17 protein-coding genes are annotated in these 24,957 nt (G+C 58.8%); 8 read left to right on the top strand and 9 right to left on the bottom strand.

Annotation, left to right across the window (positions count from 1 at the left end; all coding sequences use genetic code 11):
- Positions 1-44 precede the first annotated feature (44 nt).
- Positions 45-1,976: a hypothetical protein gene (locus AC5SEM_RS04050; RefSeq protein ID WP_495472233.1), complete on the top strand. Its 1,932-nt coding sequence runs from the start codon at positions 45-47 to the stop codon at positions 1,974-1,976.
- Positions 1,977-2,199: 223 nt separating this feature from the next.
- The gene (locus AC5SEM_RS04055; protein ID WP_495472234.1) at positions 2,200-4,485 is read left to right on the top strand and encodes an autotransporter outer membrane beta-barrel domain-containing protein; all 2,286 of its coding nucleotides are present in this window, start codon (positions 2,200-2,202) and stop codon (positions 4,483-4,485) included.
- A gap of 61 nt (positions 4,486-4,546) precedes the next feature.
- On the opposite strand, the gene AC5SEM_RS04060 is transcribed toward AC5SEM_RS04055, so the two are convergent.
- From AC5SEM_RS04060 to AC5SEM_RS04070, 3 genes are all read right to left on the bottom strand, one after another.
- Complete coding sequence (locus AC5SEM_RS04060) at positions 4,547-9,070, bottom strand: immunoglobulin-like domain-containing protein (RefSeq protein ID WP_495472235.1); 4,524 nt, start codon at positions 9,068-9,070, stop codon at positions 4,547-4,549.
- Positions 9,071-9,318: 248 nt separating this feature from the next.
- On the bottom strand, positions 9,319-9,714 hold the full coding sequence (locus AC5SEM_RS04065) for a YbaN family protein (protein ID WP_495472236.1): 396 nt from the start codon (positions 9,712-9,714) through the stop codon (positions 9,319-9,321).
- 10 nt (positions 9,715-9,724) lie between these two features.
- The gene (locus AC5SEM_RS04070) at positions 9,725-10,312 is read right to left on the bottom strand and encodes a UPF0149 family protein (protein ID WP_016984205.1); all 588 of its coding nucleotides are present in this window, start codon (positions 10,310-10,312) and stop codon (positions 9,725-9,727) included.
- A 382-nt stretch (positions 10,313-10,694) separates the two neighbouring features.
- On the opposite strand from AC5SEM_RS04070, the gene recQ reads away from it, so the two are divergent.
- From recQ to AC5SEM_RS04085, 3 genes are all read left to right on the top strand, one after another.
- Positions 10,695-12,824, top strand: a complete 2,130-nt coding sequence (gene recQ, locus AC5SEM_RS04075; protein ID WP_495472237.1) for a DNA helicase RecQ — start codon at positions 10,695-10,697, stop codon at positions 12,822-12,824.
- A gap of 605 nt (positions 12,825-13,429) precedes the next feature.
- A complete protein-coding gene (locus AC5SEM_RS04080; protein ID WP_007919713.1) occupies positions 13,430-13,864 on the top strand; it encodes a MarR family transcriptional regulator in 435 nt (144 codons plus the stop codon).
- Positions 13,865-13,991: 127 nt separating this feature from the next.
- Entirely contained in the window at positions 13,992-15,776 is a 1,785-nt protein-coding gene (locus AC5SEM_RS04085; RefSeq protein ID WP_495472238.1) for a motility hub landmark protein FimV, read from the top strand.
- Positions 15,777-15,895: 119 nt separating this feature from the next.
- Here AC5SEM_RS04085 and AC5SEM_RS04090 read toward each other — a convergent pair whose 3' ends face one another.
- On the bottom strand, positions 15,896-18,085 hold the full coding sequence (locus tag AC5SEM_RS04090; RefSeq protein WP_495472239.1) for a patatin-like phospholipase family protein: 2,190 nt from the start codon (positions 18,083-18,085) through the stop codon (positions 15,896-15,898).
- A 71-nt stretch (positions 18,086-18,156) separates the two neighbouring features.
- On the opposite strand from AC5SEM_RS04090, the gene AC5SEM_RS04095 reads away from it, so the two are divergent.
- Positions 18,157-18,444, top strand: coding sequence for an Rdx family protein (locus tag AC5SEM_RS04095; RefSeq protein ID WP_116028916.1), 288 nt, complete (start codon positions 18,157-18,159; stop codon positions 18,442-18,444).
- Here AC5SEM_RS04095 and AC5SEM_RS04100 read toward each other — a convergent pair.
- On the bottom strand, positions 18,438-19,331 hold the full coding sequence (locus AC5SEM_RS04100) for a DMT family transporter (RefSeq protein WP_137218680.1): 894 nt from the start codon (positions 19,329-19,331) through the stop codon (positions 18,438-18,440). The two genes, AC5SEM_RS04095 and AC5SEM_RS04100, sit on opposite strands and share 7 nt — an antisense overlap.
- Positions 19,332-19,514: 183 nt before the next feature.
- On the bottom strand, positions 19,515-20,279 hold the full coding sequence (locus AC5SEM_RS04105; protein ID WP_137218679.1) for an AraC family transcriptional regulator: 765 nt from the start codon (positions 20,277-20,279) through the stop codon (positions 19,515-19,517).
- 133 nt (positions 20,280-20,412) lie between these two features.
- Between AC5SEM_RS04105 and AC5SEM_RS04110 the strand changes: the two genes are divergently transcribed.
- On the top strand, positions 20,413-21,228 hold the full coding sequence (locus tag AC5SEM_RS04110) for a UDP-2,3-diacylglucosamine diphosphatase (protein WP_007919701.1): 816 nt from the start codon (positions 20,413-20,415) through the stop codon (positions 21,226-21,228).
- Between the two features lie 117 nt (positions 21,229-21,345).
- On the opposite strand, the gene AC5SEM_RS04115 is transcribed toward AC5SEM_RS04110, so the two are convergent.
- Positions 21,346-21,936: an HD domain-containing protein gene (locus AC5SEM_RS04115; protein ID WP_495472240.1), complete on the bottom strand. Its 591-nt coding sequence runs from the start codon at positions 21,934-21,936 to the stop codon at positions 21,346-21,348.
- A gap of 14 nt (positions 21,937-21,950) precedes the next feature.
- Positions 21,951-22,262: an Mpo1-like protein gene (locus tag AC5SEM_RS04120; protein WP_160056702.1), complete on the bottom strand. Its 312-nt coding sequence runs from the start codon at positions 22,260-22,262 to the stop codon at positions 21,951-21,953.
- Between the two features lie 164 nt (positions 22,263-22,426).
- On the opposite strand from AC5SEM_RS04120, the gene AC5SEM_RS04125 reads away from it, so the two are divergent.
- Positions 22,427-23,488 (top strand): AraC family transcriptional regulator, encoded by a 1,062-nt coding sequence (locus AC5SEM_RS04125; RefSeq protein ID WP_495472241.1) that lies wholly within the window; start codon positions 22,427-22,429, stop codon positions 23,486-23,488.
- On the opposite strand, the gene AC5SEM_RS04130 is transcribed toward AC5SEM_RS04125, so the two are convergent.
- Positions 23,445-24,899 (bottom strand): TrkH family potassium uptake protein, encoded by a 1,455-nt coding sequence (locus tag AC5SEM_RS04130; protein ID WP_064119592.1) that lies wholly within the window; start codon positions 24,897-24,899, stop codon positions 23,445-23,447. The genes AC5SEM_RS04125 and AC5SEM_RS04130 overlap by 44 nt on opposite strands.
- Positions 24,900-24,957: the final 58 nt, after the last annotated feature.

Here is a 24,957-nt window from a genome sequence, read left to right on the forward strand (position 1 = left end):
TGCGTGGTTGCGTATGCGTGGGCGTCCTCTCCAGGAGCGATAAAATGACCGTTTATAAAAAACTCAACTCTGCACAGCAAAGTCGACTGGATTACATGAGAATCCGCCTTGCAGCCCCGCAGATGGATGCAGAGCCCCCTCAAATACACCCTGATAATCCCTTGCTGCCGAATCAAGATGGTGATGGCAAGAATCAGGTTCCGCTTTCATTACAGGGCTTGGTATTGAAAGTAAATGTGCCTCGGCCTCCACGAGCAGGTGATACGCCCTCCGTGTCGGGGCTTATTGATCTGATGTGGAATGGCACGAGGTTGCCACAAACGCGATATAGCTACAGCACGCCTCTTGACTCTGCCATTCTCTTGATCCCTATGACGCTGCCGGCCAACCTGACCGACAAAGAGGGTAAACATGAATTGAGCTACTACCTCAGTCAAGGCGGGAACATCGGTGTCGTAACACCCGTTGAGATTAATGTTGACAGAACTGCGCCGCTGCCGATAACAGAGGTCATTGTTCCACCCGAAGTAGAGCGTGACGGTATCACTAAAAAATATCTCGACGATAATGGTCATGTGCTGATAACTATTGAGGAATATGCCGGCAACATGCTCAATGATAAGGTTGATTGTTTTATTGGCACTTCCGTACCTTTGCCGACGTTGATTGGATCCCTTACGCGTACGGATCTGACTACGCCTCTGGAATTTCGACTGACCGCGGCAATGCTGGACGATGAAGAGGGAGTAAGGGCTATTTATTGGCAGGTGACGGATCGCAAGGGCAATAAAAGCCTTCATTCACCTTATAAACGCTTGAACGTCACGCTGACAGATCCTCCTGCAGATTTGCGGCCGCTGGATATTCCCCTGTATAGCGACAACCTGATTGATCTGGAAGATGCTCAGCAGCCGATTGGCGTCGGGATTAAAGATAAATACACCAACTTCATTGATGGCGATCAGTTGGAAGTCACTTGGGATGGCCAGTTACAGTCGGCTATCACGATTCCCGGGTTTCCTTTTTATGTCAATGTGCCCTTCCGCGATGTCTTCAACGGCAATGCCGGCCTGAAGACTGTTAAAGCCAGTTATCAGATACGGCGCAAGGGTGTCGCTCATCCTCTTGTTCCGGTCGAGCTGAACAACATTAGCGTGGATTTGCGCAAGCCAGGCGCGCCAATAGATCCAGACAAGCCAGGCAACCCTAACCCTGATCTGCCAACAGTGTCAGTACAAGGCGCCGCTGGCGGGGCTCCCAATCAGTTGAGGGAGGCTGATAACACCGGCCCGGTAAGTGTAAAGGCTGCGCTCTACACCGGGGCCAAGGAGAATGACAAGGCACAACTTTACTGGAAAGGTGAGCCGGTAAGCGAGTTAGACGGCGGGGTTGTAACAATCGGTGCTCCGCCTCCAGCCGAATTGGAATGGACTGTTCTATGGAGGGTTTTCGAGGACGCAGGTAACGGTAATCCGATCAAGACCCATTATGTAATCAGCCACGATGTAAACGATAACGTGGATGTTTCGCTCGCGACGGATGTTGATGTACTCATTCGTGACGGTGTCGTCCCGGAGGTGAAGTTCCAACACCTCGATGACGACTTCGGCTTGCTGAATTGCTTGTCTTTGCGAAGGGATAGCGTTGCCGGCGTTGTAGTAGAAGTGTTGGTCGCGGGGGGCGAGCCTCAATTGGCAGATCAGGTATTGACGTTCACTTATCAAGGCTACAGTGACAACGGAAGCACAACTAAACCCGGTACCGAAGCCAAAGTTACCTACACCCCCTCCAGTCAGGAAGCAACCGCCGGGTTCATTGTAAAGGTTCCCTATGATCCGGCGATCCTGACCACGGAAAACGCGTGGGGAGGCATAAGCTACTCGGCTGTTATTGATGGGCGCGACACACCGTCTGCAGAACATGTGGTAAGGGTTTATATGGTTGATCCGGCGGGTGGTTCATGCCCCCTGCCTTAAGAAGGTGCTGAAGTCGCAAGGGAAGGTACTGCATGTACCTTCCTTTTTAAATATGTAACGAGTAGCCAGTGGAAATGGTTACTATTTTTTTAAGGACTTTTACCCTGTGAACTTCAGAAAAATCCTACGTTGGTTGGGTTGTGGCAATCGGTATCGTTCGACGCTGAATTGTCTGGCGGGTAAACAAATTTGCCGGAGTTAATTAATCGAAGGATAGTCAATCATGAAACCCGAAGTCTTTTCATTCTGCAGAATCGCTTCCAGCGGAAGCTTTCGAATGCTGGTAGCGATACCGGCATTTTGTATGTTGGGGTCACCTGCGTTCGCGGTCATCGTCGATAACAGTACGCTGGATGTGGACTCGACAGTGCCGCCCACTGATTACCTGGTGCGCAATAACGGAGTACTGAATCTTGCCCAGGCCATGACTCATACCCTGAATGTGATTTCCGGATCGACGCTGAACATCAATGGCGCCACGGTGAATGCTGAAAGTGGCATTGAGGGGATTTCCATCACGGCCAGTCGAGGCAATCTTGTGCAGGCCGATGTCACCAGCGACTCGATAGCAATGATGGTCAATCGATCTTTCTCTTCGACGCAAGGGTCGACTGTCACCGCGACTGACAGTCAATTCAGGGGGGGCGAAGCCGGGATACAGATAACCGCGTTAAGCAACCTGACACTGATCGACAGTGAAGTGACGGGACAGGCCGCGGGCAGTGTCGGCCTGAATATGATCGGCGGTGAAGTGCACGCTACAGACGGTACTCGTATCAGCGGCGACCGGGCGGGTGTGCGGATGGTCAATGACTCGTCCGTTTCAGGCAGCAATACGCTGGTACTGGACGGTGCCAGTGTAGAGGGGCGCAATGGGCCGGCGATAGAGGTTGCCGGTGGTGCAAACGTCATCATCGAGGTGCTGAACAACTCCACTTTGCAAGGTAGCGCTAATCAATTGCTGGCGGTTCAAGAGGCTTCGACCGCCGCTGTAAAGGTTGGCAACAGTACGTTGATTGGCAACTTTTCAGTGACGGGTGCCAGCACGGCTGATTTCATTTTCGACCGAGGCCATATGACCGGAGACATGCTGGTTGAGGACGGCTCGACGGCCAACGTCACCCTGCAGAACCAGTCGCAATTCACCGGTCGCCTGGACAAGGTCGCCAGCGTCAACATCAATGACAATTCAAACTGGACCCTGACTGGCGATGACTTTGTTGGCGCAATGCGCCTGGAGGGCGGTCGGGTTGTTTTCGGCGCAGCGCAGGCACCCGCGACGTACTTTGAACTGACGGTCGGCTCACTCGCCGGTACCGGCACGTTTGAGATGAAAGGTGATTTTGCCAGCGGGCAGAGGGATTTCCTCAATGTCCTTGGTCAGTCAGAGGGGCAGTTCGATCTCGCTGTGCAGGCTTCGGGGCTGGATGCGGCGTCGCCTCAGCAATTGACGCTGGTGCGTACTGGTACAACCGATGGAGCGAATTTTGCGCTGGCCGGCGATCAGAGAGTGGATGTCGGCACATGGTCCTACGGCCTGGCCAGTCGGGAAATCGAGGGAGGCGCGAAGGAGTGGTTTCTCGACCCGACCACCGAAGTCATCAGCCCCGGCGCGCGCTCGGTACTGGCCTTGTTCAACACAGCCCCGACCGTCTGGTACGGCGAGTTGAGTTCGTTGCGCAGCCGCATGGGCGAATTGCGTTTCAACGGTGGCCAGGCCGGCGGCTGGATCCGCACCTACGGTAACAAGTACAACGTTGCCGATGGCTCGGGCGTGGGTTATCAGCAGACGCAACAGGGTTTGTCCCTTGGCGCCGATGCCCGGGTGGGCGAAAGCCAGGTGCTGGTCGGGGTGCTCGCCGGCACGAGCGAGTCCGATCTGGACCTCAATCGCGGTACGTCGGGAACGGTGAAAAGTTACTACGTCGGGCCTTATGTCACCTGGCTCGACAGTGATACCGGTTATTACTTTGACGGCGTGCTCAAGTTCAACCGCTTTCGCAACGAGTCCAAGGTCAACCTGAGCGACGGCAGCCGCACCAAAGGTGATTACGACAACTGGGGGGTAGGCGGTTCCGCCGAGTTCGGTCGGCATATCAAACTGGCGAACGGCTACTTCGTCGAACCGTCCGTGCAACTGTCGGCCGTGCAGATCCAGGGCAAACACTACACGCTGGACAACGACATGGACGCCGACGGTGATCGCATGCGCTCACTGCTCGGCAAGGCCGGTGCTACATTCGGGCGTAACTTCGGTTTCGCTAACGGCGCAGTCGCCCAGCCTTATGTGAGCGCGGCGGTTGCTCATGAGTTCGCGTCGAACAACGAAGTGAAGGTCAACAACAACGTGTTCAATAATGACCTGTCAGGTTCCCGGGCGGAGTTTGGTGCGGGGGTGGCGGTGGCGATGTCCCAGCGGTGGCAGATGCACTTCGACCTGGATTATGCCAAGGGGAAGCATATTGAACAGCCTTACGGGGTGAATCTGGGGTTGCGGTACTTTTGGTAAAAAAGCCATCAGGGTGCTCCCTGATGAATGCGCCTCACGATTTGTGAGGCGTTTTTCATTTCTAAGGGTCAATGCCAACTCCCAGGCATGATCCATTGAACTGGTGGTGCCCTTCTTCTCCATTGACCAGATTTTTGAACCAGTACCGAGGCCATGGCCAGCCACCTGCGGAGTCAGCGGCCCAGTACCAATAGTTCCCCATCGGCCAACGGCCACCCCAAGCGTTATGGATTTCCCGCAACTCACCCATTGACGGCAATCGCTTTCCTCGGGCTGCTGCCCTGTCTCTGATGGTGTTCCAGGTTCCACCGTCCAGTCCCACAACGAATTTCACCCCTGTGACATGAACGTTGTAGCCCTTGGACTGGCTTGCGTTGTCTATGACAGTGATCGTTGCGACCCCATTACCTCTGACAGTCACCAACCCTGAACCGTCTTCTACTGCAGCGACATTGTTGTTACTCGACGAGTAACGATAGGGGGGGACGCCGCCGTTTGCCGTGTGCTGTACATATGTGCCCGGACCAAAATTTGGATATGCATTCCAGCCAGGAATGAGGTAACACCTGCCACTCAATGTCACGCTGGCCGTATTGAAATTCAGCGGCGGAATCGGCGAGATCACAGTGAAGTTCCGCGTATTGGAGTCCTGCTGAGTACTCACCGCTCTTACTTTCACCGCATGCCCGTGCAAACCCACCGACAAGGTAGTGTTCCAGGCGCTGCCCACGGCAGTCACCGTGTGCCTTGGGCTGTTGTTGTCGTAAATCTGGACCTGATGATTCGGGGTGACCGTACCGCGCAGGGTCACCGAAGTGCTTTTGGTTTGCCCGCCATTGCCGATTTCACTGATGCCGTCATGCACAGACGTCAACGTCGGCGCGATGTGCGCGGCGACTTTGAAGTCTCGCGCCGGGCTTTCCACCGGAACCGCGGCATACAAGGCCCGGGCCTTGAGGCTTTGGTCGCCGATCGTCAAACCAGTGACAGACGCCGTCCATTGTTTATCGGCATTGACGTTGACCGGCGAACCGACGGCAGTGCCTTTGTTGTACATCTGGATCTGCTCGCGCGGGGTGGCTTCGCCTTTGACGGTGACCGCGTTGTCATAAGTCGTTTCATTCGGCCCCACCGCGCCGACCGAGTCTGTGACCGTGGTAATCGTCGGTGAAACAAAGGCTGCAACAGAAAAGACTCTGGGCGGGCTGGACTCTGGATTGCTGCCATAGTCGCCCCGCGCGGTGAGGCGGTAAGTGGTCGACGGGCTCAGGTTATTGAAAACGTATCCCCAATCGCCGCTGCCGGTGACATCTATCGTATCGATGGCCGTGTCGGCGTTGCGCAGAATAATCTTTTCATTCGGACTGGCCTTGCCCGTCAGGGTGACGGTTCGGTAGTAAGTGGTGCCATTGAGGGCGATTTCACCGCGGATATCACTGACCCTGGAAATCGTCGGCGTAACCGCTTGTGCCACGTTGAATGTTCGCGGCGGGCTCAGCGCGGGATCGATATCGTATAAAGCCTTGGCAACGATGCTGTAGGGCTGCACTTTGAGGTTGTTGAAGCGGTGGTTCCAGTTGCCCTTGTCACCGACATCAAGGGTTGGGCCTGGCTGATTATTCTCCTGTAACTGAATCTGCAGGTTTGGCGTCGCGCTGCCAGCCACCAGGACACTGTTGTCATAGGTGGTCGCCCCTTCAGCGACGGTTCCTCGCGAGTCAGTAACCGAGAGAATTTCCGGGGTCTGGGCGAATTTGACGGTGAACGTTCTGGGCGGGCTGGACACCGGGTCGGCGTCATACAGGGCCTTGGCGGTGATGCTGTAGGGTTTCTCGGTCAATGCACCGATCTCGCGGCGCCAGATACTGTCGGCTCCCACCAGCGCGGTGCCCATTGATACCGTCGCATTATCGAACAGCTCGACCGATTCGCCCCGGGTGGCCGTGCCGGTGACGGTGACCTTTTCATCGCGGGTTTTGCCGGCTTCTTCGACATCGCCCCGCGAGTCCGTCACGCCGGTGATGACCGGTTGCACGTAGTCGTAGCGGGTTCTGATGGTCAAGGGCAGTTGTGGAAAGATGCAGGCGTTGTCCTCCTTGATATCGCCATCGAAGGCCACTTTGCAGATCACGTTGGCGGGTGTGGAATGGCCCAGTTTCATCAGCTCGCTTCTAAGCAAGGTCTCGCTCAATCCGTTGCTGACTTGCGTCGGGGTTATTTCCAGACCGGTGATCAGTGGGAGAGTCAGTGGGGCGCCTGAGGTGGTTTGTCCTGTCAGGTAGAACCAGAGGCGCTGTTTCAATGCAATGTAGGGCCATGTCGCGAGCAGTGCTTTTGCATCCCCGCTGAAGGTCATCAGATCGAGGACATTGTTCTGTGCCTGAGGTATTTGCGGGTGGGGCAGTTCGTTTTCGGGGTCCTGGAAGTCTGAAACATACAAGTCCAGCATTTGCGAAGGCGTTGTGATGGTGTATCGCGTTACTTCATATTCAACTGACACTCTTCTACCAATATTGGCGCCGACCACCGAATGGGGTAAATGGAATTGAACGGTGCCAGTGGCACTGCCCGGCAACTCCAGATCATCAGAGGTGCCTGCGCCGGGCGTTCCTAACCACTTTAAACGGATCGTGTCCCGGTCCGGGTTCATGCTGGAGTAACTGGCGTTGATGTCTACGCCATTCAACCCGTCCATTGGGTTGAGCGTCTTGTCGGGTGCCTGTACCACCTCGGGCGGCGGCAACTCGCCGACGAGTTCGCCTATGAGCAAATTGAGCGTGTCCGAGTACTCGTACTGTTTGTTCGAGGCACGCAATAACACGTAGCGCACTTTCACGTATTGGCCGATATTGTTCGCCACAAACTCTGCATCCACCGGAAACCGTACCGGTTGACCAGCAGTGACTGTGGTGATGGGCAACCAGTCGCTGGTACTGGCAAAGGGATTGAGACTGCGCCAGTAATAAGTCAGTACATCACCTTTGAGGGTGTTCGCTTCGGCGATCAGTACATGGACAATATCGAACACCTTCGACGGATCCAGTACATCCGGCGGATCGGCCTCCTCGACGACAGGTTTGGGCAGCGTCGCCCGGATCTTATCGACCTTGGCCAGCAGCCGTTCGGATTCCCGGATGTCGAGGAGGCCGGGTGCATCGTTCGCGACCACGTAGTAAACGTCGAGCCTGCCTTTATCAAGCACGATGATGTGCTCGGCATCGATGTAGAACGTGACCAGGCCTTCCTTGGCTTCGTTGTCGCTGACGATATGCGGAACTTCATGCAGATAGTCATCGCCATTGGACTTGATGCCGGTCCATCTCAGACAGATCAAGTCGCCATTTTTCATGTCGTAGCGCACTTCGACAGTGGCGTAAAGCTCGTCCGGTTCGAGGGTATCGCCTATCAATTCTCGAATGCTCGGTTCCGGGAGGATGTTGACGTCGCCGTCTACATCCGCAAAGGCGCGCTTGGAAGACAGCGGGTCGCCACCGGCCTTTTTGTAGAGGATATACGACGCATCGGCGCGACCCCGGGCGATGGCCCTGATCAACTCATAGGGCACCGGGATTTCCATCACCGAGGGGACGTTGTCAATGACGCGGGTTTCTCTGCAGATGATCGGCTCAGCGTTATTTGGCGGCGTGCCGATGAAGGTCATTTTCACGCTGTCGCCCACAGCGAATTCCGGGCTGCTGACAGGGATCTGGATCGTCACCGGCAGTTTGTTCAAATCCCTGATGGTAATGACGCCGTTGACGGCGTCCTTGATGATGGGGGCCTCCAGGCGCCAACCGCCCGCGTCCACCTCGATGGAGGTGCGTTTTGAGTGGCGGTCGGCCCAGTTCCAGACTTCGTCATTGATGAAGTATTTGATTTCCCGTTCGAGACCGTCGCCGGCCCCGAGAATGGCGTCTTGATCGATGAGGATTTCGATCGGTTGCTGGCCTTCGGCTTGCGCCTGCGTGATGCGGTGCGCGGGGAGCCAGTAGTCGCCCAACTGTAAACGGACCTGATCGTTGCGCGTGCTAAACACATAATGAGGGATTGTGGCCCGCACACCTCTTTTGGCCCATTCGGCGTCTATCACGTCCTGTTGGACCAGCTCGGGCGGCAGTTGCACGATGGCCAGCCGTGAATGGCCGTCGGGATCTTGCGGGTCCCTGTCGAAGTCACCCGGCTTGTAAAGCTTGACCCATATCCGCAAGGCCGCCGAGGGCGGGTCGGGTACAGTTGTGCCCACGCGGGTCAGCACATAGTGGCAGTTTTCAAGCCACCCCGATTCTGTGGGCGTCGGTAGATGGAAGAACACCCGCTGGTTGACTTCGTCGGCCTCGACGAATCGTTCGCACACTTTCGTGCCGTTGCAATAAATCTCGAGTTTGTCACCCTCGCTCATGGGGTGCCCATAAGGGTTGATGACGCACTGCAAGCCGTCAGGGTCGCTGGTGGCGGTCTGGATATTGATACCGCCATCGCCATCCTGCACCGGCTCGTGCATTCCTGGAATCAGCAGGGGACGGAGTGCCAGTGTTGTGTTGCTTTCCGTGAGGGGAGGGAAGCGGAAATTCTTGTGAGAAGGCATCAGGCAAGTCCTCTTGAAGGGAATTCAGGCGTCGCGTGGGGACGACCGCTGAAGTCAGGCTCAGTGAGGATCAGAGCGCTTTCAGGCTCGGGGGCGTTGGCGAACATGGAAATGCACTCCAGTCGGTTGATGGAGTGATTGAACCTGTGTGGATCGATTTGCGCACCTGTCAGATCTGACAGGTGCGTGGGGGAATCAGACGAGTGGTATCAACCAGGCGCCGTTTTCCGCTCGCCATTCAGCGGCGTTCAAGGCTTGCGAAGTGTCTTTTGCCGCACGATATAAACCGTCACCAACACCGCGCTGGTCAACATGAACCCCCGCGCCCACGGCAGTGGCACCAGGTAACACGAGAGCAGAATGCTCGCCCACATCAGCCCGATCGCGTAGACCTTGCCCTTGAGCGGAATGCCGTTGCCATCGAGGTAATCGCGGATCCATGGCCCGAGTCGTGGATGCTCGACCAGCCATTGATAAAAACGCGGAGAGCTGCGCGCGAAGCAGGCTGCGGCGAGCAGAAGGAAAGGGGTGGTGGGCAGGACGGGCAGGAAAATCCCGATCACCCCCAATGCCACGCTGAGCCAGCCGACGGCCAGCAAGAAGTAGCGCAACATCAGGGGGCGGTTGCCTATGGGGTTGTCCATAGGCTGGATCTTAGTGGTGACGTGGCTTGAGGATCGCCGGTTTTTCGTCAGGCGCCTGGCACAGCAGGTACAGCGCGGTGAGGGCTTCCGGGATCTGCACGATCATGTCGTCCATCAGGTTGGCGTCTTTGGCGATGTCTTCGAATTCCGGCTGTTCGTCGAACAGGCCCGAACCGACCATGATCGGCAGGAGCATTTCGCTGACTTCTTCTTCGGCGGTTTCGAACCAGGCCGCTTCACGCAGGAACACGCCTTCCATGAAACCGATGCACCAGCCGCGCAGTTCGGAATCGTCCGGCTCGTCGCCCAGATCCAGTTCGCATGGCAGCTCGAATTCTTCATCCGAGGCCAGTTGACGGGCGATGTGCGCCTTGAGGCCGATCAGGGTGGCTTCGATCTCTTCGCGCTGGGCGTCGCTGCTGTAATGCGGCTCTTCGGCGAACAGGGCGTCGATCCACTCACGCTCCGGTACGTCTTCAGCGCAGATCGACAGCGCGGTCAGGTAGCCGTGAGCGGCCACGTAATCCAGCGCCTCGTCATGCAGCTCGTCGGCGTCGAGGAAAACTTGCAGGCGGGTCAGTTGCTCAGCGAAGGACATTACGGGGCTACCTTGGGGAATAAACAATGCGGGAATTCTAGGCCTTCTTGCGCGCTCAAGCCAGCCGCATGGCAGATTTGCCGCAATTGCCGGGCTGCATACAAATCCTGTGGGAGCGAGCCTGCTCGCGAAAGCGGCGTATCAGGCAGCTTTGTCTTGACTGACCCAGCGTATTCGCGAGCAGGCTCGCTCCCACAGGGGATTTATCTGTGTCTTATCAGCGGCACCCTGCGCAGGGGAGGCCTCGGGTATACTGCCGCGTTTTGCGATCCCTGCCCGCATTACGCGTGTCACGTAATGCGTTCTTACGTTTTGTTTAAGCAGCCCCGGCTGTTCTGAACCAGCCTGCGCAGGGATGTATCGGTAGATTTTTGGAGTTTTTATGCTCGAACAGGCTCAACGCGTCCTCAAGGACATCTTCGGCTACGACAGTTTCCGTGGCCGTCAGGGTGCGATCATTGAGCGCGTGGCCAGCGGCGGTGATGCGCTGGTGCTGATGCCTACCGGTGGCGGCAAGTCCCTGTGCTTTCAGGTGCCGGCGCTGTTGCGCGATGGCCTCGCGGTGGTGGTGTCGCCACTGATCGCGCTGATGGACGATCAGGTCGCTACCCTCGAAGAACTGGGTGTGGCCGCTGCCGCGCTGAACTCCACCTTGAGCGCCGAACAGCAGCGCGACCTCGCCGCACGGATCAAGCGTGGCGAAGTGAAAATGTTGTATCTGGCGCCGGAGCGCCTGGTGCAGCCGCGCATGCTGTCGTTCCTGCAAGGTCTGAACATCGCCCTGTTCGCCATCGACGAAGCGCACTGCGTGTCGCAGTGGGGCCACGACTTCCGTCCGGAATACCTGCAACTGGGCCAGTTGGCCGAGATGTTTCCCGACGTGCCGCGCATCGCCCTGACCGCCACCGCCGACAAGCGCACCCGCGAAGAAATCGTCACCCGCCTGCATTTGCAGAATGCCGAGCGCTTCCTGTCGAGCTTCGACCGCCCGAATATCTTTTACCGCATCGTGCCCAAGGAGCAGCCACGCAAACAGTTGCTGGCGTTTTTGGCCGAGCGGCGCAGCGATGCCGGCATTGTCTATTGCCTGTCGCGCAAGAAAGTCGAAGAAGTCGCAACGTTTCTGAGCGAGCAGGGCTTCCCTGCGCTGCCGTATCACGCCGGTCTGCCCAACGATCTGCGTGCCTTCAACCAGAAGCGCTTCCTCAACGAGGAAGGCCTGATCATGGTCGCCACGGTGGCCTTTGGCATGGGCATCGACAAGCCCAACGTGCGCTTCGTCGCTCACCTTGATCTGCCGAAATCCCTTGAGGCGTATTACCAGGAAACCGGGCGCGGCGGCCGTGACGGGCTGCCGGCGGATGCGTGGATGGCCTACGGTCTGCAAGACGTGGTGATGCTCAAGCAGATGCTGCAGAACTCCGAAGGCGACGAGCGGCATAAACGTCTGGAACAGCACAAGCTCGACGCCATGCTGTCGCTGTGCGAAGAAACCCGTTGCCGTCGTCAGACCCTGCTGGCGTACTTCGATGAAGACATGACTGAGCCGTGCGGCCATTGCGACAACTGCGTCGACGGGGTGCAGACCTGGGACGCTACCGAACCTGCACGTCAGGCATTGTCGGCGATTTTCCGCACCGGTCAGCGTTATGGCGTCGGCCATCTGGTCGATGTGCTGTTGGGCAAGGAAAACGAAAAAGTCCGCAGTTTCGGCCATCAACACCTGTCGGTGTACGGCGTCGGCAAAGCATTGAGCGAAAGCGAATGGCGCTCGCTGTTCCGGCAATTGGTCGCGCGCGGTCTGGCGGATGTCGACCACGAAGGCTATGGCGGTTTGCGTCTGAATGATAGTTGCCGGCCATTGCTCAAGGGCGAAGTCACGCTGGAACTGCGCCGCGACCTCAAACCGCAGGTCACCGCCAAAACCGCCAGCAAGAGCCCGGCCAGCCAACTGGTGCGTGGCGAAGAGCGCGAACAGTGGGAAGCCCTGCGCGCGCTGCGCCGCAAACTGGCCGAAGAGCATGGTGTGCCACCGTACGTCATCTTCCCCGACTCGACGCTGCTGGAAATGCTCCGCAGCCAGCCAACCTCGCTGGCGGAGATGGCCCGGGTCAGCGGTGTCGGCGCACGCAAGCTGGAACGCTATGGCGATGCCTTCCTCGAAGTGCTTGGCGGCGAAGTCGAGGCACCGAAAGCGGTGGCCGACGTGCGCCACGAACTGATCACCCTGGCTCGCGCGGGCATGACCCCGCTACAGATCGCCGGTCAGTTGCAGTGTTCGGAAAAGAACGTTTACACCATGCTCGCCGAGGCGATCGGCAAGCAGCAGTTGTCGTTGGAACAGGCGCTGGATTTGCCTGAAGAGTTGATGGGTGAAGTGCAGGACGCGTTCCTCGATGGCGAAGGTGAGTTGCCTTCGGTCGCCGAAGTGGCCGAGCTGTTTGCCGGGCGGGTGCCGGAGGGCGTGCTGTATTGCGTGCGGGCTGCATTGCAGTCGGAATTCGAGATGTAATTGGCGGCCTACCCTCACCCCAGCCCTCTCCCAGAGGGAGAGGGGGCCGACCGAGGTGTCTTGCGCTATACATCGACCTGAGAACCCGAGTCGATTATGGATTCACCAAAGCACGTTCAAGTCGCTGAATATCCCGAGCATCCCCCCATTCAGTCCCCTCTCCCTCTGGGAGAGGGCTAGGGTGAGGGCCTGCCAATTCTGGATTCAGCAAAGCACTCCCAAGTCGCTGAATATCTAAAGCATCCCCCATTCAGTTCCCTCTCCCTCTGGGAGAGGGCTAGGGTGAGGGCCTGCCAATTCTGGATTCAGCAAAGCACTTCCAAGTCGCTGAATACCTAAAGCATCCCCCATTCAGTTCCCTCTCCCTCTGGGAGAGGGCTAGGGTGAGGGCCTGCCAATTCTGGATTCAGCAAAGCACTTCCAAGTCGCTGAATACCTAAAGCATCCCCCATTCAGTCCCCTCTCCCTTTGGGAGAGGGCTAGGGTGAGGGGGGCCTCGAGATGTAACGATTCAGTACAGACCGCCACTTGCCTATAACTGCAGCTCATGCTTAGCTGGCTAATAATTAGATTTTCTTTATTTTCAGTCTAACCGTGAGTGTTTTATGCCGTTAACCGATCAACACCGCTTTGGCATGCAACTGGCCCAGATGTCCCGTGGCTGGCGTGCCGAACTGGATCGCCGACTGGCCGGGCTGGGGCTGTCCCAGGCGCGCTGGCTGGTGCTGCTGCATCTGGCGCGCTTTGAAGAAGCGCCGACCCAACGTGAGCTGGCGCAGAGCGTCGGCGTCGAAGGTCCGACCCTTGCGCGCTTGCTCGATAGTCTGGAAAGCCAGGGTCTGGTGCAACGCCAGTCCGTGATGGAAGACCGTCGGGCGAAAAAAATCGTCCTCTGCGCACCGGCCCTGCCGCTGATCGAGCAAATCGAAACCATTGCTACACAACTGCGTCACGAGTTGTTCGAAGGTGTCGACGAGGCGGATTTGAAGGTATGCATGCGGGTTCACGGGCACATTCTGGCCAACCTGGAAAAATCTTGAGGCACATCCACGTGCCGTATCTTTGAGAGATCACGCTGAGCCGACTATAAGAACTACTGGGCAATATCGTGTTCGTACCGGATGTGCGAACGCATAGAAGTCGGTTTTGCTTATTTAAGGGATGCTCATGCTCGCAAGTCGGCACGTGGTACTGCACGGTGGCGCCAAATGGCTGCTGGTCGCCGGTGTTTTCAGCTATTCGGCCTGGTCGATGGCCTTGGGGCTGGGTGACATCACTGTTCATTCAGGCCTCAATCAGCCACTCAAGGCTGACATCGCTTTGGTCGATGTCGGCGGGCTGACGCAAAACGATCTGGCGGTGCGTCTGGCCACGGCGGATGAATTCGCCGAGGCCGGCGTCGAGCGGGTGTTCTTCCTCAACGACCTCAAATTCGTCCCGATCCTGCATGGCAATCGTCAGATGATCCGGGTGACCTCCAGCAAACCGGTCAACGAACCGTTCCTGAATTTTCTCGTGCAGCTCGATCAGCCCAACGGCCGGTTGCTGCGTGAGTACACGGTGTTGATCGATCCGCCCGGTTCGCCGGGTATTGTGCCGGCCACCGATGAGCCGGATCCACGTGCGCAATCATCCGCGTTTCCTACTGTAGAGCCTGTCGTGGCGGCACCACAGGCGCCTCAAGCCAAGCGCGATACCGTGCCAGCGCCGACGCCGGCAACTTCGCCCGTCAACGATGCACTGGCCGAACAATTGGCGGCCAGTGTTCTGCTCAATCAGCAACAGCAGAAGACCATCGATGAACTGAACGCAAAACTGCAGACACAGGATGTGCAGATTGCCGACGGCAAAAAGCAGATCAGTGACCTGCAAACACGCTTGGTCGAGCTGCAGAAAACGCCGCCACCGACCGTGGTGACCCCGGCACCGGCACCGGTATCGACTCCTGCGCCGGCTGTGGCGTCAGCCGAATCCAGCGATGACGGTTTGAACTGGCCATTGCTCGGCGGCCTGTTGCTGTTGTCGGGGGCGTTGGTCGGGTTGTTGCTACACCGTCGACGGCAGCAACAGCAGCAAGTGGCCGAGCCGCTGCTCCAGTTGCCGCAAGGCAATGAGGTGGACGTCGCTGAGGCAGAGAACGCCGATCCCGTCAGATCCCACGCTTCAGCCGAACACCGGGAAGAGCCGGCGGCTGGCGATGTGCTGGAGGCGGTGGGGATCTATCTGGCCTATGGTCGACTGGGCGAAGCGGCGGGTTTGCTGCGCGATGCCTTGCACAAGCAGCCGGAGCGCAGCGATATCGGATTGCAGTTGCTTGAAGTGCTGGGGCGCCAAGGTGACAGCGCCGCGTTTGAGCAACAGGAAAGCCATTTGCGTGAGCAGGGCGTGGATGCCCAGGCGTTGCAGGATGTTCGCGCGCGGCATCCGAAACTGGCGGTTGCGGCACCGTTGGTCGCGGTGCCGCCGATTATTGCAGCAGCCCCGCTGGTCGCTGCCCAACCGGCACCTGAAGATGATTTCGAGCTGAATCTGGGCGAGCTGTCGATGGATTCCAATTGGGATCTGGAAGACAGTCGCCCGACTTCCGATGAGCCACAGACAGACACCTCGGCGCTCGGCTCCGGGCTGCAAGTCCTGCCTCAGGATTTCGAATTGCCCGAGTCCAGCGAAGTCGCCGAACTCGAGTGGATCCCTGAATCGGACACCGAGCCGCTGGATGAGGATTTTCTCAATGAGTTTGCTGATCCCGAGCCATCACTGGCGCTGCAACCACTGGATTTGCAGACACCAGAGCCAGTCCACGACGAAAATTCCGGCAAGCTCGAACAGGCGCAGACGTGCATTGATGACGGCGATATCGACAGTGCGATTGCGTTGCTCAATGAATTGCTCAAGGAAGGGGATGAGCCGTTGAAGCAAACGGCGCGGACGTTGCTGGCGGGGATTCGCTGAACCCGATGGTTTTGCGGTGTATTTTATGCCGCTATCGCGAGCAGGCTCACTCCTACAGGGGAACGCATTCCAATGTAGGAGTGAGCCTGCTCGCGATAGCGGATTGTCAGGCGCCGTGATCAGAAGGTCTGCCCCAGATTCAGATAAACCGCCTGCTCATTCGCATCGTTCAAGCCATAACTGAAATTCAACGGCCCCAGTGGCGTGTCAAAACCGATAAACACGCTCGCGGCGTTGATGTAGCCACTGTCGAACTCATTGTCGTTGTTCCATGCCCGTCCACGCTCCAGCGAGGCGCCGGCGTACAGCGGAAAATCCAGCGGCAGGTACGAACGTGGCGTCAACCGGCGGTAGTACACCGCGCGCATCAGGCTGATGTTCTGTCCGGAAATCGCGTCTTCACGGAAACCCGAGAGCTGCCGCGCACCGCCGAGCAGGAAACTCGATGTCACCACGTTGGCGTCGTTCAGCGTGCGCCCGTAGCGCCCGCCGAGAATCAGCGTATCCGGGCCATGGCTCATGGCTTTATCGATTTTCAGATCCCACTGTCGATAACGCGTGTCCGACCCCAGCCCCGGTTCGAATTGCATCAGCGTCAGGCTGACGTCCTTGCCTTCGTGAGGGAAATACACGTTATCCAGCGAGTCGTACGAATACTTCAGCGCGTAGAAGCCTTCGTTGAAGTTTTCACTCGGCAGGTCCTGATCGCCAATCCGTACATCGGCCTTGCCCCAGGCCTCGCCGACACCGAAACGCACCTCGCCGTTGTTGCCGATCTGGCGGCCGAAGTTGAGGCCGAAACCGTAGCGCTCGACGCGATACTGCGCGATCGGGTCGTTGTCGAGCACCGCTTCAACGTTCTGCGCTTCGAACGAGGCGTATGGCGCGACGAAGTAACGCGAACCGACGTCCAGCGGTTGATAGAACTCGGTGTACAGCTCTTGTTTGTCGCCAATCTGCGCACGGGTCAGCCATTCCGCGCCGAGGCGGTTGATGCCGTTGATGCGGTAGCTGGCGCCGAGGTTGAAGGCGCTGTCGCCGCGCATGTCGTCCGACAGGTTGAGGCCGACCCGCAAGTAATCGGTGCCGCTGCGCTTGCCCCGAGCACTGATCACCAGTGTGTGATCCTGGCCCTTGTGCACCACGCGGTATTGCACCTGCTCGAAGTAGTCGAGGCCATACAAGGTGCCCATGTCCGAGTGCAAACGCCCCAGATCCAGCGGCTCGCCGATGTGCTGGCGGATGTAATAGCGAATGATATCGTCGTCGACCTTCGAGTCGTTCTCGACGCGGATCGCGGTGATGACCGGCGTACGCTGCCCCGGTGAGCGCGCGGCGTTCAGCTCGGCGTCCTGAGACTCGACGAGTTTGAGCTGCGCGAGGCGCGCGTCGAGGATGCGGGTGGCGCGGTAACCGGCGTCGATCATCTCCTGAGCCTTGCCGAAATCGGTGACACCGAACGCTGCCAGCGCGGGCTGAATCAGTACGTCGGAGGATTTCAGCGCGGCCAGTTGTTCTTCGGAGTTACTGCGGGTCATCAGGGTGATCGACTGGTTCAGCACATCGACCACGGTGGTCAGTTGCTTGCGATTACGCAGCGGTGTGCCGATATCGACGACGATGGCCACGTCGACGCCCATTTCCCGCGCGACATCGAGGGGAATGTTGTCGGTCATGCCGCCGTCCACCAGCAGCCGGCCATCAAGTTCGACCGGGGCGAACACCGCCGGGATCGACATGCTGGCGCGGATCACCTGAGGCAAGTGGCCTTTGCGGAACACCACTTTTTCGCCATTGGAAATGTCGGTGGCGACGGCGCGGAACGGGATCGGCAGTTTGTCGAAGTCGCGGGTGTCGCTGGTATGCGCCAGCAGGCTTTCCAGCAGCAGCGCGAGGTTCTGCCCCTGAATCACGCCCAGTGGCAGGCCGAGACTGCCGTCGTCGCGAAAGCTGAGTTTCTGTTTCACCAGAAAATCGCGGTCATCCTGTTTGCGCCGAAACGGCACGTCTTCACGCGGCGGGGCGTCGGACAGCGCAGCTTGCCAGTCGATGTTCAGCGCGAGTTTTTCCAGCTCATCGATCTTGTAACCCGAGGCGTACAGGCCACCGACCACCGCGCCCATGCTGGTGCCGGCGATCGCATCGATCTTGATGCCTTGCTCTTCCAAGGCCTTGAGCACGCCGATATGCGCCAGCCCGCGCGCGGCACCGCCGGACAGCACCAGGCCGACTTTCGGTCGTGACGCCTCACTGGCATGGACAAGCAGAGGAAGGAAACCAAGCAGCAGGCAGAACAGCAGACGGCGCATTGTGAGTCTCGGGGCAAGCGTTAAAGCCGGCTATTATAGCGGCGCCCTCTGTCTCAGGAGTTTCAGCGAACATGACTGTCGCAAAAGCAGAAGTTGTCATCACTTATTGCAGCCAATGCCAGTGGCTGTTGCGCGCCGCGTGGCTGGCGCAGGAGCTGCTCAGTACCTTCGGCGATGACCTCGGCAAAGTCTCGTTGGTGCCAGGCACCGGCGGGGTATTTCACATCACCTGCGCCGGCGTGCAGATCTGGGAACGCAAGGCCGACGGCGGTTTTCCCGAGGCCAAGGTGTTGAAGCAGCGGGTTCGCGATCAGATCGATCCTGACCGCGATCTCGGTCACAACGACCGCACTCAGTGAGACGTGGCCTCGGCGGCGACGGTTTTCTTGTCGGCATGGCCGGACATCCGCGCTGACACAACGATGGCGACAATGATCAACGCACCGCCGATCAACATCTTCGGCGTCGGGTTTTCATTGAACAACAGCCAGGCGACGGTGATGCCGTAGACCGGCTCCAGCGCAAACACTACCGCCGCCGTACGCGCCTTGATCACCGCCAGACTTGCCACAAACAGGCTGTGCGCGACGCCGGTACAGAACACCCCGAGCAGCGCAATCCACAGCCAGTCGAGTGCGCGCACTTCGCTCAGTTGCGGTGCTGCAACTGGGAGTAGACACAGCGCCACCACGACGTTCTGGCACAGCGCCGCTTGCACCGCCGGAATCCGCCCGGAGCTGGCGCGGTTGGTCAGTGACAACAGCGAGAACAGCAGTCCCGACAGCACCGACCAAAGCAAACCGATGGTCGCGCCGCTGCCCAGGTCGAAGGCCGGGGTCACCAGAATCAGGCCGATGCTGACCAACACCACCAGCACAATTTCATTGGCACGGATGCGTTCGCGGAAAATCAGCCCTTCGAGAATCACCGTGAAGGCCGGGAAACTGGCAAAGCCCAATGTTGCGATGGCGACACCGGCGATCTTCACCGACAGGAAGAAACTCACCCAGTGCCCGGCCAGCAACACGCCGCTGAGGGCCAGGCGCCGCCAATCCACGGCCTGAAGTTTCTGCCAGCCGTGCTGACTGGCAAAACGGGCGAAAAATGCCAGGGCGAGCACGGCGAACGCGGCGCGACCGAAGACGATCACGGCGGGGGACGCGGCAGCGAGTTTGCCGAACACGCCGGTCAGGCCAAACATCAAAGCACCGATATGCAGAGCGCCGAGGGCGGTACGCGGAGTCATTGCAATCCTTAATCCAGACACGGTTTCTTGTGATTGATCGTTCCCACGCTCTGCGTGGGAATGCCTCTAGGGACGCTCTGCGTCCAGTGACGCGGAGCGTCACGGGCTACATTCCCACGCGGAGCGCGGGAACGATCAATAAGTCCATTGAACCCTGTATCGGCCTACAAGTCTGTCGGCGGACTATCGTCTTTTGTCGCAGGAGTCGCGACGAAGCTGCCCGGGCGATGCGCTGAACTCACGTAGGATCGCGGCCGAGAAAGCACTCTGCGAGCTGTAACCGACGCGACTGGCAATTTCACCCATCGGCAACAGCGTGTCGCGGAGCATTTGCACGGCCAGATGCAAGCGCCGGCTGCGGATGTAATCCATCGGCGTCTGCCCGCATTCGGCCATGAAGCGTGCATGCAGGCGCGCGCTTGAGAGCCCGGCAACCCGCGCCAGATCGGCGACTTGCAGCGGATAAGCGGCGTGTTGTTCGATGTGCGCATCCAGCGCGGCATAGGGCAGGCGTCGGGCCGCCAGCTCGGCCGGCCGCGCCTGATTGAGGCTGGCCAGGAGCAACACTGAACCTTGCTGGGCGATCAACGGATCGCTGACCGGGCTGTTCGCCAGCCAACTGACCAACTGACTCTGCCCGGAATCCAGCGACAGGCGCGCGGGCTGATCAAGCAAGCGGCGGCTGGCGTCGGCATGATCGCCCAACGAGTCGACCAGCCATTGCCCGTCAGGAATATCCATCACCAGACAGCGGCTGCCATCGGGACTTCCGCAAGCGTGATGCGCACCCGAAGGGATCACCACAAAACTCTGCTGACGTATCTGGCTGCCACAACCCTCGACCTCGAAATCCAACGCACCGGACAGCCCGAACACCAGTTGCGCGTGGTCGTGGCTGTGCACGATCAGATCGTGGGTGTACTGACGCAGGGTGAGAATCGGGCGCATGAACAAGTCTCCGGGCAGGGCTGCAGTCTACACCGACCCGCATCGGGTGCGTTGTCACACGACTGACTCACGCTTGTCATGGTCGATTAACCGGACAAGCGCACTCTGGCGAAAACATCGCAGAGGGTTGCCCATGACCAGCGCCGAGCTCGCCAGACCCAGTCGCAAACAACGGGTGCGAACCCTGTGGATCTCCGACGTGCACCTGGGCACACGGGATTGCCAGGCCGAGCACTTGTCGCAATTTCTCAAGGGCTACCATGCCGACAAGATTTACCTGGTCGGCGACATCATCGACGGCTGGAAACTGCGCGGCGGCATGTACTGGCCGCAGGCGCATACCAATGTGATCCGCCGCTTGCTGACCATGAGCAAGCGCGGCACCGAAGTGATCTACGTCACCGGCAACCACGACGAATTCCTGCGGCGATATTCGAAGCTGATTCTGGGCAATATCCAACTGGTCGACGAGGCGGTGCATGTCACCGCAGACGGGCGGCATCTGCTGGTGATTCACGGCGATCAGTTCGATGTCATCACCCGCTATCACCGCTGGCTGGCCTTCCTTGGCGACTCCGCCTACGAATTCACCCTGACCCTCAATCGCTGGCTCAACCACTGGCGTGCGCGCTATGGTTACGGCTATTGGTCGCTGTCGGCGTACCTGAAACACAAGGTGAAAACCGCGGTGAGTTTCATCAGCGACTTTGAAGAAGCCATCGCCCATGAATGCGTGAAGCGCGAGTTGCATGGCGTGGTCTGCGGGCACATTCACCATGCCGAGATCCGCAAGGTGGGGGAGGTGGATTACCTCAATTGCGGTGATTGGGTGGAGTCGTGCACGGCGCTGATCGAGCATTGGGACGGCACGATCGAGTTGTATCGGCTGGCGGATGCGCAGGCGCGCGAGGCGGAGCTCAAGGCTGCCAAAGTCGCTGAACTCGCATAACGCTCTGGTGATTGAGAGGGCCTCATCGCGAGCAGGCTCACTCCTACAGGGGGTACGCATTTCAACTGTAGGAGTGAGCCTGCTCGCGATGAACCGCGCAGCGGTTCCCGAGGATGATTACGCTGGCGAGTGTTCCTCCATCGCCGCCTTGTAAATCGAGTTCTTCGGCTGCGCAAACAACCGTTCCATCATCGGCTCAAAGAAACTCAACGGCAGCGTGTCATAGCCAGGATCAAACGCCGCCGCATCATATTTGGCACAGAACTCGGCGGTCGCCTGAAACTGCGGATGCTCCTTGAACTGCTCACGCAGATGCCGATCCATGCCCAGGTGATGAAAGAAGTAGTACCCCTGAAACACCCCATGCTTCTCGACCATCCACAGATTCTCGGCACTGACGAACGGCTTGAGAATCGCCGCAGCAATGTCCGGATGGTTATACGAACCGAGCGTGTCACCAATGTCATGCAGCAACGCGCAAACCACATATTCCTCGTCGCGCCCGTCACGAAAGGCGCGGGTCGCGGTTTGCAGCGAGTGGGTCAGGCGATCCACCGGGAAACCGCCGAAATCGCCTTCGAGCAATTTCAGGTGCGCCAGGATCCGTGAGGGCAACTGTTTGGCGTAGGCACTGAAGTCGGCGGCGATGATCGCCCAGTCTTCCTGCGTACCGTCCTTCATATGGGTGAAGCGGGCATTGGCATTCATTGGCTGACCCTCATTCAGAACGCCACGCGACCCAGAATCATGTCGCGGTACATGACGAAGTCGCCGAGCAGGCTGTACAGCGGATGCTGGAAAGTCGCCGGGCGGTTCTTTTCAAAGAAGAAGTGCCCGACCCAGGCGAAGCTGTAACCGGCCAGCGGCACCGCCAATAACAGCAGCCAGGCGCCCTTGGCGATGGTCATTGCCAGTATGAAAATCACCAGTGTGGTGCCGATGAAATGCAGGCGCCGGCAAGTGCTGTTGCTGTGTTCGCTGAGGTAATACGGATAGAACTCAGCGAAGCTGTTGAAATGCTTGATGTTTTCCACGACCGCGTTCTCTGTGGTTATTGTTCTGGCGACGAGTTGTTCTGCGGGTAGCTTATTTGAGTCTAGAGTGATCATTGGCGTGGGCCAGTGACAATCGGCGCCACTTTAGTATCCTTCGCAAATCAGGCCGTAACATGCGGCCCCTCATGTAAAAGAAAAACGCCATGAGCGAACGAACGACTTCTGCAAGCTGGGCGATGGGGATTGTCAAAGCATTGGAGATGGACGGCCTGGATTGCCGGGTTCTGTTCAAGCAACTGGGGCTCGATTACACGGCTCTGGATGATCCGGATGCGCGCTTTCCGCAAGATTCCATGACCCGACTCTGGCAACGGGCGGTCGAACTGTCCGGCAACCCGGCGATTGGCCTGAACATGGGCAAGGTGGTGCGACCGGCGTCGTTTCATGTCGCCGGCTATGCACTGATGTCGAGCAATACGCTGGCCGAAGGCTTCCAGCGGCTGGTGCGTTATCAGCGCATCATCGCCGAAAGTGCCGACCTGAGCTTCCGTCTGCTGGAAGAAGGTTACGCGCTGATTCTGACCGTACACGGCGACCACCTGCCGCCGACCCGGCAAAGTGCCGAAGCCTCGCTCGCCTGTGCGTTGGGACTGTGCGGCTGGCTGACCGGGCGCACGCTGCATCCGGTCAAAGTGCTGGTGCAGGGTGATCAGCCGGAAAATCTGCAACCCTACAAACAAGCCTTCCACGCGCCGTTGGTGTTCAACGCGCCGTACGATGCGCTGATCTTCGAACGCGCCGACATGGAGGCGCCGCTGCCCACCGCCAACGAGGCGATGGCGCTGTTGCATGACCGGTTCGCCGGGGAATATCTGGCGCGGTTTTCCGAAAGTCGTGTGACCCACAAGGCGCGGCAGGTGCTGTGCCGGTTGCTGCCACAAGGCGAACCGAAGCGCGATACCGTCGCGCAGACCCTGCATTTGTCGCAGCGTACTTTGCAGCGCCGCTTGCAGGAGGAGGGCACGAGTTTTCAGCAGTTGCTCGATGACACCCGTCGCGAACTGGCCGAGCAGTATCTGGCGCAACCGAGTATGACCTTGCTGGAGATTGCCTATCTGTTGGGCTTTGCCGACCCGAGCAATTTCTTTCGCGCGTTCCGCCGCTGGTTTGACACCACGCCCGGTGATTACCGGACGCGGTTGTTGCAGGCGCCGGGTGCCGTCAGTGACGCCAAAAGGCCGGAATACACAGCACAAACACCGTAATGATCTCCAGTCGGCCGAGCAGCATGCCGAACGACAGGATCCACTTGGCCGCGTCCGGCAGGGTGGCGAAGTTACCCGCCGGGCCGATGGTTTCGCCCAGGCCCGGGCCGACGCCGGACACAGTGCTGGCGGCACCGGTCAGTGCGGTCATCCAGTCGACGCCGAGCAGCGACAGCAGCAGCGCGATCACGCAGATGGTAATGGCGAAGAAAAACGAGAACGTCAGAATCGAGCGTACGATTTCTTCGTCGAGGCGGTGGCCGTTGTACTTCTGCTTGATCACCGCGCGCGGATGAATCAGCTGATTAAGGTTGGCCTTGAGCAGGATGTAGGCGACCTGGAAACGGAAGATCTTGATCCCGCCCGCCGTCGACCCGGAACAGCCACCGACAAAGCCCAGATAGAAAAACAGCATCAGCGAGAAGTTGCCCCACAGGCTGTAGTCGCCGAGGGCAAAACCGGTGGTGGTGACCACCGAGGTCACGTTCAGCGCCACGTGGCGTAGGGCGTCCAGCCAGTGCAGGTTAGTCGTCCACCAGTACCACGTGCCGAGCACCAGCCAGGTTACCAACAACATCCCGAGCAAACCCTGCACCTGCTGATCCTTGATCAGCGCCTTGCGGTTGCCGCGCAACGTCGCCACGTACAGGGTGAACGGCAGGCTGCCGAGAATCATGATGACCACCGCGACCCAGTGCACCGCCGGTTGCGTCCACTTCGCCAGCGACTGATCAGAGGTCGAGAACCCGCCGGTGGAAATCGCCGACATGGCGTGATTGATCGCATCGAACGGGCTCATCCCGGCCCACCAGAACGCCAGGCTGCCGAGGATGGTGATGCCGACGTAGGCCGCCACGATCAGCCGCGCCACCATGTGCGAGCGCGGCATGACCTTTTCCGAGCGGTCCGAGGATTCGGTCTGGAACAGGCGCATGCCACCGATGCGTAGCAACGGCAGAATCGCCACCGCCATCCCGATAAAGCCGATGCCGCCGATCCAGTGCAGCAGCGAGCGCCACATCAGAATGCCCGGAGACATGGTGTCGAGGCCGTTGAGCACGGTTGAGCCGGTGGCGGTGATGCCGGACATGCTCTCGAAAAACGAGTCGGTGTAGCTGATGTGCTGGGTCAGCAGAAACGGCAACGCGGCAAAAATACACACCACCAGCCAACTGCTGACAGTCAACAGGTACATGTCGCGCGGGCGCAGGTGAATGTGTTCCGGGCGGCCGGGAATCACCAGTGCTAGGCCGGCGACGAAGGTGATCATGCTCGCCCAGAGGAACGACGGCAGGTCGCCGGTGCGTTCGAAAATCACCAGGGTGGCCATGGGCACGACCATGGCGACAGCCAGGGTGATCAGGAAGATGCCGATGATGAAACCAATGATCCGTAAGGTCGGCAACGCCATGAAGTCCGCTCGGGCTGATGTGAGAAGGGCGCCATTCTACCCGTGAGGCAGGGCATGT

The sequence above is a fragment of the Pseudomonas sp. CH61 genome (genome assembly GCF_059429415.1).

What these genes read in the sequence shown, in the direction of transcription:
- AC5SEM_RS04050 (WP_495472233.1), top strand. Translation starts at nt 45, where the DNA reads ATGACCGTTTATAAAAAACTCAACTCTGCACAGCAAAGTCGACTGGAT.
- AC5SEM_RS04055 (WP_495472234.1), top strand. Translation starts at nt 2,200, where the DNA reads ATGAAACCCGAAGTCTTTTCATTCTGCAGAATCGCTTCCAGCGGAAGC.
- AC5SEM_RS04060 (WP_495472235.1), bottom strand. Translation starts at nt 9,070, where the DNA reads ATGCCTTCTCACAAGAATTTCCGCTTCCCTCCCCTCACGGAAAGCAAC.
- AC5SEM_RS04065 (WP_495472236.1), bottom strand. Translation starts at nt 9,714, where the DNA reads ATGGACAACCCCATAGGCAACCGCCCCCTGATGTTGCGCTACTTCTTG.
- AC5SEM_RS04070 (WP_016984205.1), bottom strand. Translation starts at nt 10,312, where the DNA reads ATGTCCTTCGCTGAGCAACTGACCCGCCTGCAAGTTTTCCTCGACGCC.
- recQ (WP_495472237.1), top strand. Translation starts at nt 10,695, where the DNA reads ATGCTCGAACAGGCTCAACGCGTCCTCAAGGACATCTTCGGCTACGAC.
- AC5SEM_RS04080 (WP_007919713.1), top strand. Translation starts at nt 13,430, where the DNA reads ATGCCGTTAACCGATCAACACCGCTTTGGCATGCAACTGGCCCAGATG.
- AC5SEM_RS04085 (WP_495472238.1), top strand. Translation starts at nt 13,992, where the DNA reads ATGCTCGCAAGTCGGCACGTGGTACTGCACGGTGGCGCCAAATGGCTG.
- AC5SEM_RS04090 (WP_495472239.1), bottom strand. Translation starts at nt 18,085, where the DNA reads ATGCGCCGTCTGCTGTTCTGCCTGCTGCTTGGTTTCCTTCCTCTGCTT.
- AC5SEM_RS04095 (WP_116028916.1), top strand. Translation starts at nt 18,157, where the DNA reads ATGACTGTCGCAAAAGCAGAAGTTGTCATCACTTATTGCAGCCAATGC.
- AC5SEM_RS04100 (WP_137218680.1), bottom strand. Translation starts at nt 19,331, where the DNA reads ATGACTCCGCGTACCGCCCTCGGCGCTCTGCATATCGGTGCTTTGATG.
- AC5SEM_RS04105 (WP_137218679.1), bottom strand. Translation starts at nt 20,279, where the DNA reads ATGCGCCCGATTCTCACCCTGCGTCAGTACACCCACGATCTGATCGTG.
- AC5SEM_RS04110 (WP_007919701.1), top strand. Translation starts at nt 20,413, where the DNA reads ATGACCAGCGCCGAGCTCGCCAGACCCAGTCGCAAACAACGGGTGCGA.
- AC5SEM_RS04115 (WP_495472240.1), bottom strand. Translation starts at nt 21,936, where the DNA reads ATGAATGCCAATGCCCGCTTCACCCATATGAAGGACGGTACGCAGGAA.
- AC5SEM_RS04125 (WP_495472241.1), top strand. Translation starts at nt 22,427, where the DNA reads ATGAGCGAACGAACGACTTCTGCAAGCTGGGCGATGGGGATTGTCAAA.
- AC5SEM_RS04130 (WP_064119592.1), bottom strand. Translation starts at nt 24,899, where the DNA reads ATGGCGTTGCCGACCTTACGGATCATTGGTTTCATCATCGGCATCTTC.